Here is a 13,755-nt window from a genome sequence, read left to right on the forward strand (position 1 = left end):
TTCGCCTCACGAACGAGGGGCGAGACTATCTGGACACGGTCGCCAAAATGTGTTGACGCGTGGCCTGTGCGGGCCACGCCCACTCGCCCGTCAGAATATCGTCTAGGAACAGAGGACGGCCTGGCCGATCCGGCGGCCTACTGCCAGCAACCGGGCGCCCACCTCACCGCGCTCGCGCCCGATCGACCACGGCGGCGCGCCATCGCGCGCCCGTGGCTGGTGGTCGAGAAGATCCTCGCAGAGAAGGAGACGCTGCGCGCGGACCGGCGTGCCCGACCGCTACCAGGGCGCCGAGGACCGGGATCTCAGCCTGGTCGATCCCGACAACCGCCGTCCCGTGGATTTCGAGTCGCTGCGCGCCCGGCTGGTTGACACATCTGGGTGGCCCGAATGGCTTGCCAACTGGCAGAACGGCCGCGTCAAGCTGCAGTTGATCCGCAGCGGCTTGGCCGCATGGCAGGCACATGCGGGGTTGTTTGTCGCCGGCGACTATGACCCCATCGCGCTGGCCGGCCTGCTCGCCGCGCACGCGCTTGCATTCATGCGCCGTCGTGGGCAAGAGCAGGCATTGGTGGCCGGCACCCGACTGGCCGCCCGGTTGGCCGAGAGCGACCGGTCCATTCTCGCGCCAGCACAATGGCGCGACACCGTCCTGCGAGTCGGACACGGGGACGACAGTCATTGGGTGGATGTCCTGACCAGCCGCCCGCTGGACACGCGCGCCGGCCGCTTGGCCTTGGCCAAGGTGCTGGAGATGCTGCCAGTGGCGCTACTGTTGCGCACCCGGTGACGCGCATCTGATCTGCGGCATTGGGAAAATGCCGCATGGCCCTTGCGACGTCGGCCGGCTACCAATTCAAATGCACGTTCCGATCACCCATCCGCAATTGGGTGTGCTTTTCTACGCCATTGTAGGTTGCCACGACCTGATAAGTCGCCCTTGGTGCTTTGATGAGGCAGCGCGGCCCACTCGAACGGAAGGATGCAACCTCGACTCCGTTGCGCGAAAGGGTGATTGCCACATCGGATAGATACTCACCGCGCGCGCCCTCAGTGAATAACAGTCCCATATCAAAATCCTTCGATTCCGACTTGATTGCCTGCTGCTCGTCCTCACCAACACCTCCGCAAACGTAGCTGACCGGGCCTATGGTCTGGCGCGCAAGATCGGTTGCGTGTGCGCCAGGGCTCGCCAACAAGGCAACAAGTGCGCCGGCAGTAAGCGCGCAGAGGCTGTTCTGCTTGAGCGTCGGACTGCCCATAGGGAACAGGCGGCGCCATACATGAATATGACGAATTGCTTGCATGGAGTATCTCCAACTATATCCATACAAATTTGACGACTTTACATTGGAATTGTTCTTCCTTATTTTAAATTACTTAATTCTATTAAGTACATTAACCAATAGATAATAATTATACTTAATCATGTGTGTTTCGTTGTCAAAAATCGACAAGCTGACCCGAACAGACAGATTATAAAATAGTGGAATATCCACTCGTTGACAAATCGATGCACGCCGCCGATCGCTCCCCGAATCGAAGGCATGGCGAGCGGCGGGTTCCCGATCATGTTGGTGCCACACCCCGGGAGTTTCCCCGGGGCGGGCCGGTTGCGGACTAGCGCGATAACACCTTCAGCTCGTCGTTCACCGAACTCACCCCCTCGACATTACGCGTAGCATCGATTGCGATCTGGTGCTGTTCCTTCGTCGGCACCGAGCCGCTCAGGTTGACCGTGCCGTTTTTGGTCTTCACGTGAATGCCCGTGGACTTCAAGTCCTTGGTGGCAAGCAGCTTAGTCTTCACCTTGGTTGTAATGGCGCTGTCGCTGACGGATTGCTCGGCCTTCTCTGCGCTCATTTCAGTGGCGGCCGCAAGCCGCTGGTCGCGGTCACCCTCGGCCTGGCCCGGCATGACAGGGGCCGGGCTGGGTGGCGCAGCCATGGTGGTGTCGGTGGCGACGCGCATGATGCCGCCCGTATCGAGCGCGAACGCGCCGCCAGCAGCTGCCGCCATCGCTGCAGCGACACAAGTCATACGCAGGGTAAGTGCCGGAATCTTCATCGCTCTCTCCTGATGGTGTGGTCACACGGTTCGTCATGAGGACTCGCGGGAGATGCATGCATCGAAACCACCAGTTCTCGTGAGCCGCAAGAACATGAACCGCAAGGAGCGTACCTGCCGACAGGCGCGGGAAGCCGCGGCGACCTGCTGCGTTTGTCACGCTCGGGCCACGCCGCTATATGTAATTTGGAGCCGGATTTTGTAATTTCGGCCAACACATAAGCGAAACCAACACCGCCTCTGCACGCCGCAGGATTGCTATCCCAGGCACCAGAGGAGCAACATTTACGTGGCGCCCCGGCCGGGTTTCGGTAACCGCCCGGCAGGATTAAATAGGAGTGCCGTCCGGGCCACGGTATGCGCTGTCAAGGGGCGGAGCGATGTCGGAGCTATTCGCCGAAGGCGATGCCGTCGCAGTCCTATGCGAGCAGGGTGTTGACTAGTGCGAGCGGCTTGCCTCCTTGTTTGTCAAGCGCGTTCGCGCGGCCTTGCGGGCCGCTTCGGAGCGTACAGCCGGCCCCTTGGTGCTAGCGGCCTTTTTGGCGGAAGCTGAACGATCAGCAGCAGTGCGGGTGCTTGCCGCGCGCTTGGCCTGGGCGGACAGCGCCTGACGTGACACGCCTGCTGTGCCCTCGCGCTTGAGCGCCTTGATGGCAGCGCGCGCGCGCGTGGCCTTGCTTTCTGTGCTGGCCCGTCGCGGCGTCACCTTGCCGTTGCCACCCTTGCCGGCGGATTTGGGCGCTGAACTGGTGCCTGCGGGCTTGGTCTGCGTCCTTGTAGCGCCCTTCTTCGGCGGCACCTCAATGCCAGCGCGGCGTGCCTCCGACAACCCGATCGCTATGGCCTGCTTTGCCGAGCGCACGCCGTGCTTACCCCGGCGCACTGCTTCGATCGCATCGTGAACGAAATGGCCTGCCTGCGTGGTCGGTGCCTTGCCCGCTCGCTGGTCTGCTCTGGCCTTGGCTATGCTTGATGCTCTGGGCATGGTCGTCTCCATGACTGTCTGCGGTCATCCGGCAACGGGTCATGGCAGATGCGACGTCCGCGGCGCCGATATCGGAGCCCGCCATCTGCCAGCGGGCTAAGAATGCTCGACGCAATTGCCGTTCCAGGCTCGCATCCGTGGGACCGCTTGGAAGCACTGCGTCCGCAGCACAGCAATTGTGTTCCCTGGCAGCATAGGTCGCCGGGCACTCCGAGAATCTTGCCGATCTCACTGCCTTCCCGGCACAGAGCCCCTCGCTGCCTCCCGCTCAGCCATGGTGGGCCGCCGGCAAGAGACCAGGCCGAGTGCTGACAACTAGGTAGGACGGTGTCCGATGGCGAGTTTTTACCGCCTTTCCTACCCTGTAGTTACCGTCTCCAGAGGAGTTCAGATGCGAAGAGACATTATGGTTTGTGCCGTGCGCGCCGGTTGGATCTTGAAAACCTGTGGTGCGGCCACCGCAATCTTGGAATTCGAAGGCAAAGACGAAGCAATCCACATTGGTCAGTCCCTGGCATCACGCTACGGCGTGAATCTCATCATCGAAGAATCGCACGGTACGTTGCAGTTCGCTCGCCCGGCTTTGGAATTGGCGGCGTGAGCGATGTCCTGTAGAAGCCTCCCCCGCGTGGGCAGGTCCGCATGATCCTGCCAGCGATTTCGCCCCGTCGTCCCATCCCTGCGTCGGCGGGGCGCTTTTCCTGTGAAGGGTGCGCCCTGATATCTGCGATGGCTATTTCTCGACCTCCAGGCCGTCCACCACGGATTGCACGCCCTCCACTGCACGGATGGCGTTCAAAGCTGTCAGCTTCTCTGAATCGTTTCGAACCTTGCCATCGAGATGCACAACACCGTTTTCGGTTCTCACTCGGATCGCGGTGGGCCGGAGTCCCTTCGTGGCAAGGAGCTCGGCTTTGACTTTCGTCGTGATCGCGTTGTCACTGAGCTTCGTCGCTAACTCGGTAGGCGGTGCCATGCTGTCAGAGTCGGTGCGCACCGGCGTTCCAGGCGAGCTGTTCATGAGCAAAGCGCCATCCGTTGCGGCTAGAGTTCCGGCACCCGCCAAACTAGTAGCAGCCGAAGCGGCAAGCAAGCCGGCAACACTAGCAAAGCATATCCTTTGAATTGATTTCATCACTGTCTCCTGCTGTTATTCGCGCAGGCCGCGACACATATCCCCCGGGCAACGCGCCCCTGCAATTGCTCCTTCTCCTATATAAAAGGGACCATCCAGAAAAACAGTGAGTTCCGCAGTGACGTGGCTACGTTACACACGGAAATAGGTATTGCGATTCGGTCACAATGGAAGGCTCTAAGACGCGTGAAAAAGTGTATTGGCTGGAGCCTCTAACCTGGCGTGATCGCTGCCGTCGATCTGGATCAGTTCGCTGAGACACGTCCGACGGTTGCGCGGCTGGTGAAGCTTGGGCGGGCGCTGCCTGTGCAGTACCCCGAAGCGTGCGTCGACCATGATCCGCTGCACCGTCTCGTTGTCCAAGTGGACGCCGTGTCGCTCGCGCAGCTTAACGCAGGGCCAGCGCCGGGCCAAAAATCGGCGGGGCGATCATCAGTGCGACATGTTTTTGTATGCCGTGAGTCACTTGGCAACATGTGGCCGGCCCGACACGACTGAGTCTTCTTAGCGTAGCGAAGGCCCGGCACCGGCCGCAAGCCGCGGTACGGCGCATTCGCCGATAGCCGTCGTCGCAAAGCGACCGGGCTAGCCACGGCCCCGGGGTAACCAGAAATGCTGCAACCCTGCGAATGTCCTATTATGCACTACAGTGAATTCGGAATTTTTCGGGTACTTCTGCCGGTTATCGAACCTTGGGATATTTGCCTTTCTTCCCTTTTGGAGCGGACCCTACGAGAACAATGACGTGCAGGGAACTCGGCGGAAAATGCGACCAAAAGCTGTCGGCCAGTTCTTGGGATGAGATGATCAAGGTCATGACGAGACACGTCCTGGAGAAGCACCCGGACGTAGAAAAAATGATGGAGAAAATGCATAACGAAGATCCTACGAAATGGGGCAAGGAAATGAGGAAAAAATGGGATGCGGCTCCGGAAACCTAATGCGGATAATATCGTCCAGACTTTGCCAAAAATCCTTGCTGCTTGAGACAGCGCGGGACTTTTGCCACGGGTTGCTAAGATAAGACATAGGAGATATGTCAATGAAAACGCCAAAAAACATCGACGTGCTTTTCGTCGCCGGTTTTGGCCCGATCGTTCGCGACCCGGCCGCAAGCCGAAAATTCTATTCAGAGGCATTGGGACTGTCGTTCCAGGAAGATGCCAGCGGCTATCTGCATACGGGAGGGCTAGATGGCGTGAAGCATTTTGCCCTGTGGCCGTTGGCGCAGGCGGCTGAATCCTGTTTTGGCACGGATCAATGGCCTGGCAATCTTCCCGTGCCACAAGCGTGGATCGAATTTGACGTGGCGGATATCGAAAATGGCACAGCGGAACTGAAGTCGCAGGGCTACACACTGCTGGTTGCGACGCGAGCGGAACCCTGGGGTCAGACCGTCACGCGGCTGCTGGGACCGGAAGGTCTGCTGGTGGGCATAACCCATACGCCCTCGATGCGCAAGTGAACTCGTGCGCCCTCACTCTCCGAGTCCATTCCAGAGCGATCATGCCCGAGATGCCATCTCGAGCGAACAGCAGGCTTTTGGTGCGTTCCCATTGCGTTTCCGGACGTGTAGCGTCCGCCGCGCCGCAACAAGACCCACTCGGCATGCCCAACCACGGAGTACCGTTCATGCGACATCACCTCGGGTTCGGCGTGGGCCGATGGGGCGGCCGGCATCACCTGTTTCATCTTGCACTTTGCATGGCCTTGCTAGTGGGCATCGCCCATGCGGCCCATGCCCAGGAGATTTACGTGCTTGGCGGGCTGCAGCAAACGCCGTCGCTGGGAGAGAAAACATACGGCTACACTTACGAGTACGCCCATAACCTGACCGACAACGTCTACGCCTCCTTCTCGTACCTGAACGAGGGCCACGTCACCAACCATCATCGTGACGGACATAGCGCGCAGTTATGGGGACGATTGCTGTCGACGGACCGGCGGTTTGCCTTCTCGCTTGGGGTCGGTCCCTACCGCTATTTCGATACCACGGTGAGAACGGCCGAAGGCGGTGTCAATGACCAGCATGGCTGGGGAATCCTGATCAGCGCGGCGGCCAACTGGTATATCAACGGCGGCCCTTGGATCGTCCAGGCCCGATACAACCGGGCGCAGGCATTTGGCAGCATCGACACCAACACCTTCCTGATTGGCGTGGGCTATCAGCTCGATCGAGGGAGCAGGGATGGCCCGGTGGTGCCACCGCCTTCGTACACCCTCAACACGACCAGCAACGAGCTCACGGTCTTCGGCGGCACCACCATTATCAACAACTTCGATTCACCCAGCGGCACCGCTTTCGCGGTGGAGTACCGCCGCGGCATCCTGCCCTATGTAGACCTCACTGCCACCTATCTGAACGAGGGCGATGCCCGGGTTGTACGCCGGCAAGGTGTCGCAGCGCAGGCCTGGCTGGTGCGGCCGTTCTTCAATGACCGTCTGACGCTGGGGATCGGACTGGGCCCTTATGTGGCGCGGGACCGGGACGAGGGCGGCGGCATCACGCACACGCTCGGCCTATTCACCATGTCGGCGAGCTATCGCATCAGCCGGTCCTGGACCACCCGCTTCTCCTGGCACCGCACCGTCACGACCAATAGCCGCGATTCCGATGTGATGGTGCTCGGCCTAGGCTATCGGTTCTAAGATCCCGGCTGATCAATCAAGGATGGGCGATATAGACTGACTAGACTGACGATCGTTGTACGTTGACGGGCTTGTATGAGGTTGATTGTGCCTCAACGGTATGTCACTTCACGATGCCGGGACCATGCGGGCTGTGGAAGACGGCTAAAGACTGGTGAACACTATGGAAAGCTTCCTGGTACGGCAGGCCACGCGCAGACAAGCAATGCTTGCCGGTATCACTGCGCTACTTATCCTGTGCGTCTTCGCGATCGCCGTCCCTCGGGCAACCCAGGTGCTACCCGCGGTTCCCACCTTCATGCCGATGTGCGCGCTGACGGTATTCACCACCGCCTGTATCGCCAGTTTTTTGCTCGGCGCGCAATTTACGGTGACCCGGCAGCCAATCCTTGGAGCACTAGGTGGGGCATACGCGTTTACCGCATTGGCGGTGGCTTTGCAGCTGCTAACGTTTCCCGGTGTTTTCACCCCCGGGGGCCTCTTTGGCGCCGGTCCGAATAGCGCCGCGTGGATGTGGGTCTTCTGGCATGGCGGCTTTCCGTTTTTTGTGATTCTCGCAGTGGCGGTGCGCAGTTTATCCATGAAAGAGCTGATCCGCCCCAAGAATGTCAGCCTATGGGCATGGGGGCTAGTCGGTGGGCCCGTCGCAATTGGTGTGGTGTTGTGTGGGCTGGCTCTATACGGTGATCTGCCATCCGCCCTGAACGCAGCGGGAGACGCCGGGGCCTACGAGAAAAATGCAACCGCGCTGGCGATATGGTCGCTCAATGTCGTTGCCATTGCTATCGTGTTGCTGAGCGGTCGCCTGCGGGCCGTACTTGACATATGGCTATCGATTGCCTTGCTCGCTTGCCTCATCGATACCAGCTTGAACCTGCTGAGTGCCGCCAGGTTCAGCGTGGGCTGGTATCTCGCCAGGATTTTCAGCATGTTTGCCCCGGGTGTACTCGTGTGCGTTCTAGTGTGGGAGGTCACCGTTCTGTACCAGCGTCTATTTGCGGCCCATGCCAGCCTGCTGCAAACATCTGTCCATGACGGGTTGACGGGGATCTATAACCGGAGCTATTTCAATGAGCACTTCAGCAAGGAATTCGACCGTGCGAAGCGCAAGAACTTGCCACTATCGCTAATCATGATCGATGTCGATCATTTCAAGCTCTACAACGACACCTTGGGCCACCTAAAAGGGGATGCTTGCCTTGTCGCAGTGGCGACTGCTCTTGCTGGGGTCGTTCGCCGGCCGGCGGACCTAGTCTGCCGTTACGGCGGAGAGGAATTTGTGATAGTTCTCCCGGATACAGACCGTCGTGGCGCTTCCGAGGTCGCGGCGCAAGCGCTCCAGATGGTGACGCAGTTAAAGCTCGACGCTCCGACTCCGGTTGGCTATGTCACAGTCAGCGCCGGCTGCGCAACCCTTCGGCAAGAACGCTTCCCCGACGAGCTTGTCGAGGCGGCCGATGCTGCGCTGTACAGAGCGAAAGGCGCTGGGCGAAATCGTGTTTATCTCGCGAAGACTGAATGAATGTTCCTGCGTGCCCTGTCGCATTGGTCGCTTCACATTGATGGGTGAATGCGTTTAGGCGCAGCCTCTAAATACGCGCCACGCGCGGCAGTGGATTCAAGATCGCGACCGTCAAAGAGCACAATAGTAACGACGCGCCTGCGCCAGGCGTCGATCTTTGGCTAGAGACCGGATAGCACGCCATCTGCACAACCATATCCGGTGTCTTGCCGATCGCATGTGGAAAGCCTCGGCAAACCTATCTCCTCCTGTCACCAGCCTCCCCGGTCGGGGGGATTGTTTGCCGACGATAAAACGCTACCATATGAGGATCACAACAACGCCAACATCATCTTGCATGCCGGCATGACAAGGATCTCTTTCAGATTGCGACGCATTGCACAGTGGGTTGCCGCGAGCATCGCGATTGTTGTCGTGGTCGTTATCAATGACCGAAACTCTGTCGATATTCACGCGGGTACCTCTGACGATGAACAACCAGGTTCCATTGGCGACCTCTGGCATCTGACCGTCGCGAAGGCAGAGTCGAATGACCCGGCAGCGCGTGAATATTTTTCCTTTACTAGCCAGCACGAGTGCGAGAAGCTTCGGCGAGAACTGCAGCTAGAGAATGCTGGCATAGTATCGGTATGTAGGATCAGCACCATGCGGAATATTTAACGGGGTTTCTAGCCGGTCACGCTTGTCTGATGCCTGGCCGTGGTCGGGCTCCCGTATGGCTTGGCAAAAATCGGGATAAATACTCGATCGTTGAGGCCTGACCTGGCAACTCGAGCGTGCAGTTTCTTTGGTCGACCCCGGGGAGCGCAGCGGCGTCTGTCTCAGGCTTGGTTCCCCTCATTACCACGAGCTTCAGGTCCCAGTTATCGAGTCAGCGCCTCGCGTGCTTGGCGGACCTTCCGGCGCGCCCTCCTTTTCGGCTAGCGTACAATTTGCACTCGCGTGCGTGGCTGTGTAACGGCCCAAGAATCATCCCGATGGCCTTGGCCTACGACAGATAAGTGATTTTAAAGTACCCCAACCTTTTCATGACAGCCAGCGTTGGCCTTGCTATGGCCATCGCCACCATTGGAGCCGGGGCGCTCGTTGAGATGCGCCAGGACGCATTTGCGCGCGCGCAAGAAGCATCCTCCAACCTCTCACTCATCCTTGAGCGAGATATTGCCCGCAATCTGGAGATCTTTGAGCTGTCGATGCACTCCGTGATCGACGGCGTCAAGGATCCGGAAATTCTCCGGCTGAATCCCGCCATCCGCCAATTGGTGCTGTTTGACCGCTCGACGAACGCAACCGACATGGGCTCCCTGTTGGTGACGGACGAGCAAGGCAATCTCGTTCTCGATTCACGCTCCACCCCTCCCCGCCCCGTCAATGTCGCTGACCGCGACTACTTCAAAGTGCATCACGATTCGGCAACGGCTGGGTTGTTTATCAGCCAGCCGTTCCAGCCTCGCTTGACGGAGCAAGCCCAATCGATCGGTTTGAGCCGGCGGTTGTCACATGCGGACGGTAGCTTTGCCGGCATCGTCGTCGGCACGCTGCGCCTCAACTATTTCAAGAGGCTCTTCGAGGGGACGAAGCTCGGCCCTGGGGGCACCATCACATTGCTGCGTGACGATGGCATCGTGTTGATGCGCCGTCCGTATGACCCTGCCACCATCGGCCGTAGCATTGCCGCCAGCGCATCCTTCGCGCCGGTTGCGCAGGCACAGGAAGGATCATTTGTCGGCATTGCCGCGCTGGACGGTAACGAACGGTTATACGATTTCCGCCACGTTGCCGGTTTCCCCCTCGTGGTTGTTATTGGCCTGTCGACCGACGATATTTACGCGGAATGGCGAAAAAGGGCATGGCTGCTCGGCGGACTGATTCTTACGCTAGACATCGCGATCCTTATCCTCTCCATCCTGATTTCCCGGCAGTTCAAGCGCAGGCAAGCGATGGAAGAGCACCTTCGGCTGATGGTCAACACGGACGGGCTGACAGGCATCGGAAGCCGGCGTGCCCTGGACGAGGCCGCGGACATCGAATGGCGCCGGGCATGGCGCAGCCAGCAGCCCTTGTCGTTGCTGATGATCGACGTGGATCATTTCAAGAATTTCAATGACCGTTACGGGCACGCGGGCGGAGATGATGCGCTGGCTGCGGTCGCCCGATGCATTGCCAGCAACATCCGCAGGCCGGGCGATTATGCGGCCCGCTACGGTGGCGAGGAGTTTGCTGTGCTGCTACCCAACACGGGTTTGGACGGAGCTATTGCGGTTGCCGAGAAGATCCGGTCGGCCGTCCAGGATCTGGTTATCCCGAATGCGGGAAGCGCTAACCGGATACTCACGGTCAGTATGGGCGTGGCTTGTGCGGACGGCCGTGCACGTTTCCCTAGTCTGCGGTTTTTCTTCAATGCAAGTGACGAGGCGCTATACAAGGCAAAATCATCCGGACGCAACCGGGTAGCTGTCGCAGAAACGCGGCCGGAGATTCAAGCCCACCGCGAGATCCCGGAGCACTAGGGCCACGGGAAACCACGCGGTCCGCCGGGCGGCCTCGGACAACCGCATCAGCGCCTGGTTGTTCTGTTCGGCGCCGCCGGCCTGCGCCTGCATGCCCTCCTGGCTATTTGCACCCGCGGAGCCAGCGACTGCACCTGGCCGATGAGCATGGGCCGCTCGTAGGGATGGAGGCGGCTGCGCCATCTGCATCATGATGGCGCTGCCCTACCTCGGCGATCTGCCCGGTCAGCCGCTTCAACTCGTCACTGCGGCAGCGCCGGATCAGGAATGCCACCGATTCTGGCATCGACTTGAGGATCAGCGGGATCAGCAACACGGGGAGTCCCGCGGCGATGAATACGGATTGCCATCCGTAGGTCTCGAACAGACCCTTGCCTAGCAGGGCGGCGAGCATGCTCCCGATCGAGTAGCCGCTGAACATCAACGCCACCATCGTGCTGCGCACGCGCTGCGGTGCGTACTCGGTCATCTGCGCGATCACGTTTGGCATGACGCCGCCGATGCCAAGCCCGGCCAGGAAGCGCGCCGCGCCGAACGAGACCGCCGGCATGCCATTTTTATTCCCGGAACCGCGACCTGAAATGGATCCCGTGCTGATTCCGCATGGCAAGCGCCGGCCGTGTGGCCAGTGCACCTCCCATGGCAATCGTCTTCACGGGCAATCGTGTGCGGCAGGAAGATGAGTGAGTGTGGGAGCGGGAATATCTGGCAACGGAGGGACGTCTACGCATTGCATACTAGAGAAGATGGCCTGCGTCCGACTGCCGGGTTAGCCGTTCGGCAGCCGCTGTGCCAGAAGTTCTCTCCATGTTGAGCATCAAGGGGAAGGAAAGTGCAATCAATCATGCGCCGCTTGCAACTCGGATCGGGTGTGGTGCTGCTGATCTATCTCTTTCTCCATCTGGCCAATCATGCACTCGGGATCTGGTCGCTGGATCTTGCCGGGCGCGGTCTCACGCTGGCTCTGCGGCTCTGGCATAGCGTGCCCGGAACGATCCTGCTGTACGGTTCGGCCTCCCTGCATTTTGTACTGGCGCTGCGCACAGTCTATGGGCGCCATCACTGGGTGCTGCCGCCCACCGAATGGATCCGCCTCTGGGCGGGACTCAGCCTCCCTCTATTACTTATCCGCCATGCGGTGGCGACCCGGCTTGCCGCCTCTCTCTACGGCTTCGAACCGAACTATGAGCGGATCGTGATTATGCTGATCACGAGCGGCACGCAGGGCCTGCAGGTTGCGTTGCTTGCGCCGGGCTGGGTACATGGTTGCCTGGGGCTGTGGATCCGCTTGCGCCACTACGCGATAGTGCGCCGCGCCAAGCCTGCACTGCTCGCTCTGCTCGTGTTCGTGCCACTCCTGTCGGCGGCCGGCCTTGTCCGGATGACCCAAGCCGTCGTGGCGAGTCGAGCAAGCCTCCCGGCGCCCGATCCGAAACTGGCTGCGCACCAGCTCGCTCTCGATGCGTGGCGTCACAATCTCCTAATCCTCTACTTGCTGCTGATCATCAGCGCCTTTGTGGCCGGCCAGCTGCGCAATCGACTTGAACGTCGAAAGATCGCGCGAAACATCGCTCAACGCTTGATTCACAGCCCTGAAGAAAACGCGCATACGGTCGAATGATAGGCACTATGTCCACCCTTGAATTTTCTTCCGTGGGCATTAGTTCACCTATAGGTAGTAAAAGAAGACCGATGATAGTGACGCCAACGGCGTTCCGAAACGTGAACTGGTCGCACTTCTTGACCCCACCCGATCCGGATTGGTACATCGCAAAAAAACCGTTCAACTGCCCCCGCCAACCGCATCTTCTTTCGAGAGGCCGTATGGGACCTGCGCGCGTAGTCAAGGCACCTGCTTCGCTCGCCGCCCTAGCCTAGTCGTCCGGCATCCCCTCGACCGCTGACGGCAACACCCATATCGCCGGGCCGCGCGATCCTTACACGGATGGCGCGAAAGCAGGCAAGTTCCACGTTCATTCCGACGGCGCAAAAATCACGGATCGGCACGATCCGTTCACCGACGGCGCGCACAGCTAAGACGCTGCCAGATCCTCCGGCGCGGCTGCGGCCCGTCCGCAACGTGAGTATTTCGGGGCGCATGATCAGCAACGTAATCGCCGTGCTCATACGCAGTTGCCCTTTGGGTGCATCAGGTAGGGTTATCCGGGGATTGCCTGGCTCCTTCCAGGTAATCCCATGCTCAACCGGCAGCCATCGTATCGTTAAACTCGTTGACCCAGGCGTGTTCGTTTGGTCCCGGATTGGCGCGCATGCTCACGGCGGAGCCCACCAGTATTTCGTTGGCTTCTGTGCCCAGTTGTTCGATCGCGCCCGCGATGAATGCTTCGAGAGGCATCGCGCGCTCCTCCTCGCTGCTGTTCATCAGCTCGGTACGGACCCAGGGTGGCGCGATCTCGATGACCGAGACCTTGCTGTCCCGAAGCAGGTAACGTTGGGAGAGCGTGTATGAATGCAAGGCCGCCTTGGTCGCGCTGTACACGGCCGTGATGGCCATGGGCACAAAGCCAAGTACCGAGGTGACATTGGCCACGACGGCACCCTCTCGCGTCTTCAGGTGCTCGATTAGCGCCGAGGTCATGCGTATCGGCCCGAGCAGATTCGTCTCGGTTGCAGGCATCCGTCGGGCACCAGCGCGCGCTTGCACCGGCCCAGATCGACACCTTGGAGCGGCACATGCGACAGCCACACATGCCGATGGCGTTCGGCCAAGGCCAGGAACAAACGCTTGGCCTTGATACTGCGGCAATGGCGCAGCAGCATGCCGGCCCGTTACGGATGCAGCGTGGTCATCGCCTGCATCAAGGCATCGGCCTCGGCTTCCTCAACACCACCCTGCCGAGGCGTAGTGAAGTTTTTCCAAGGGAGA

At 59.9% G+C, this 13,755-nt stretch carries 14 protein-coding genes and 3 pseudogenes; 9 read left to right on the forward strand and 8 right to left on the reverse strand.

Translation table 11 applies throughout. The features are described from left to right. Positions 1-268 precede the first annotated feature (268 nt). Positions 269-790 (forward strand): hypothetical protein, encoded by a 522-nt coding sequence (locus tag AC1RQK_RS08660; protein ID WP_492372476.1) that lies wholly within the window; start codon positions 269-271, stop codon positions 788-790. 58 nt (positions 791-848) lie between these two features. Here the strand turns inward: AC1RQK_RS08660 and AC1RQK_RS08665 are convergent, their stop codons facing one another. From AC1RQK_RS08665 to AC1RQK_RS08675, 3 genes are all read right to left on the reverse strand, one after another. Further along, positions 849-1,307, reverse strand: coding sequence for a hypothetical protein (locus AC1RQK_RS08665; protein ID WP_492372475.1), 459 nt, complete (start codon positions 1,305-1,307; stop codon positions 849-851). Between the two features lie 313 nt (positions 1,308-1,620). Continuing rightward, positions 1,621-2,067, reverse strand: coding sequence for a BON domain-containing protein (locus tag AC1RQK_RS08670; RefSeq protein ID WP_492808546.1), 447 nt, complete (start codon positions 2,065-2,067; stop codon positions 1,621-1,623). 439 nt (positions 2,068-2,506) lie between these two features. Continuing rightward, positions 2,507-3,052, reverse strand: a complete 546-nt coding sequence (locus AC1RQK_RS08675; protein WP_492808683.1) for a DUF6496 domain-containing protein — start codon at positions 3,050-3,052, stop codon at positions 2,507-2,509. A gap of 391 nt (positions 3,053-3,443) precedes the next feature. On the opposite strand from AC1RQK_RS08675, the gene AC1RQK_RS08680 reads away from it, so the two are divergent. Next, positions 3,444-3,653, forward strand: a complete 210-nt coding sequence (locus AC1RQK_RS08680) for a DUF2188 domain-containing protein (RefSeq protein WP_492372473.1) — start codon at positions 3,444-3,446, stop codon at positions 3,651-3,653. 132 nt (positions 3,654-3,785) lie between these two features. Here the strand turns inward: AC1RQK_RS08680 and AC1RQK_RS08685 are convergent, their stop codons facing one another. Continuing rightward, the gene (locus tag AC1RQK_RS08685) at positions 3,786-4,187 is read right to left on the reverse strand and encodes a BON domain-containing protein (protein ID WP_492808549.1); all 402 of its coding nucleotides are present in this window, start codon (positions 4,185-4,187) and stop codon (positions 3,786-3,788) included. Positions 4,188-4,927: 740 nt separating this feature from the next. Between AC1RQK_RS08685 and AC1RQK_RS08690 the strand changes: the two genes are divergently transcribed. The 6 genes from AC1RQK_RS08690 (at position 4,928) to AC1RQK_RS08715 (ending at position 10,868) form a co-directional block, all read left to right on the forward strand. After that, positions 4,928-5,128, forward strand: coding sequence for a hypothetical protein (locus AC1RQK_RS08690; RefSeq protein ID WP_492372471.1), 201 nt, complete (start codon positions 4,928-4,930; stop codon positions 5,126-5,128). Positions 5,129-5,229: 101 nt separating this feature from the next. Further along, positions 5,230-5,652: a VOC family protein gene (locus tag AC1RQK_RS08695; RefSeq protein ID WP_492808551.1), complete on the forward strand. Its 423-nt coding sequence runs from the start codon at positions 5,230-5,232 to the stop codon at positions 5,650-5,652. 167 nt (positions 5,653-5,819) lie between these two features. After that, positions 5,820-6,836 carry a TonB-dependent receptor gene (locus AC1RQK_RS08700; RefSeq protein WP_492808553.1) on the forward strand — a complete coding sequence of 339 codons (1,017 nt, stop codon included), beginning with the start codon at positions 5,820-5,822 and terminating at the stop codon, positions 6,834-6,836. A gap of 163 nt (positions 6,837-6,999) precedes the next feature. Next, positions 7,000-8,358 (forward strand): sensor domain-containing diguanylate cyclase, encoded by a 1,359-nt coding sequence (locus AC1RQK_RS08705; protein WP_492808555.1) that lies wholly within the window; start codon positions 7,000-7,002, stop codon positions 8,356-8,358. A 219-nt stretch (positions 8,359-8,577) separates the two neighbouring features. After that, the gene (locus tag AC1RQK_RS08710; RefSeq protein WP_492372467.1) at positions 8,578-9,018 is read left to right on the forward strand and encodes a hypothetical protein; all 441 of its coding nucleotides are present in this window, start codon (positions 8,578-8,580) and stop codon (positions 9,016-9,018) included. Positions 9,019-9,410: 392 nt separating this feature from the next. Beyond that, positions 9,411-10,868, forward strand: a complete 1,458-nt coding sequence (locus AC1RQK_RS08715) for a sensor domain-containing diguanylate cyclase (RefSeq protein WP_492808557.1) — start codon at positions 9,411-9,413, stop codon at positions 10,866-10,868. Here the strand turns inward: AC1RQK_RS08715 and AC1RQK_RS08720 are convergent. Together AC1RQK_RS08720 and AC1RQK_RS08725 are read right to left on the reverse strand one after the other, a co-directional pair. Beyond that, positions 10,791-11,014 (reverse strand): annotated as a pseudogene (locus tag AC1RQK_RS08720) (hypothetical protein); the annotation flags it as partial. The gene AC1RQK_RS08715 and the pseudogene AC1RQK_RS08720 overlap by 78 nt on opposite strands. Positions 11,015-11,043: 29 nt before the next feature. Further along, a pseudogene (locus AC1RQK_RS08725) lies at positions 11,044-11,418 on the reverse strand (MFS transporter); the annotation flags it as partial. Positions 11,419-11,712: 294 nt separating this feature from the next. Between AC1RQK_RS08725 and AC1RQK_RS08730 the strand changes: the two are divergent. After that, positions 11,713-12,489 carry a hypothetical protein gene (locus AC1RQK_RS08730; RefSeq protein WP_492372465.1) on the forward strand — a complete coding sequence of 259 codons (777 nt, stop codon included), beginning with the start codon at positions 11,713-11,715 and terminating at the stop codon, positions 12,487-12,489. Positions 12,490-13,068: 579 nt separating this feature from the next. On the opposite strand, the gene AC1RQK_RS08735 is transcribed toward AC1RQK_RS08730, so the two are convergent. Further along, positions 13,069-13,506 (reverse strand): SDR family NAD(P)-dependent oxidoreductase, encoded by a 438-nt coding sequence (locus tag AC1RQK_RS08735; RefSeq protein WP_492372464.1) that lies wholly within the window; start codon positions 13,504-13,506, stop codon positions 13,069-13,071. Next, positions 13,464-13,703, reverse strand: a pseudogene (locus AC1RQK_RS08740) (type IV toxin-antitoxin system AbiEi family antitoxin domain-containing protein); the annotation flags it as partial. The pseudogene AC1RQK_RS08740 and the gene AC1RQK_RS08735, both read right to left, overlap by 43 nt. Positions 13,704-13,755 lie beyond the last annotated feature (52 nt).

The sequence above is a fragment of the Cupriavidus sp. GW822-FHT02D05 genome, assembly GCF_058802485.1.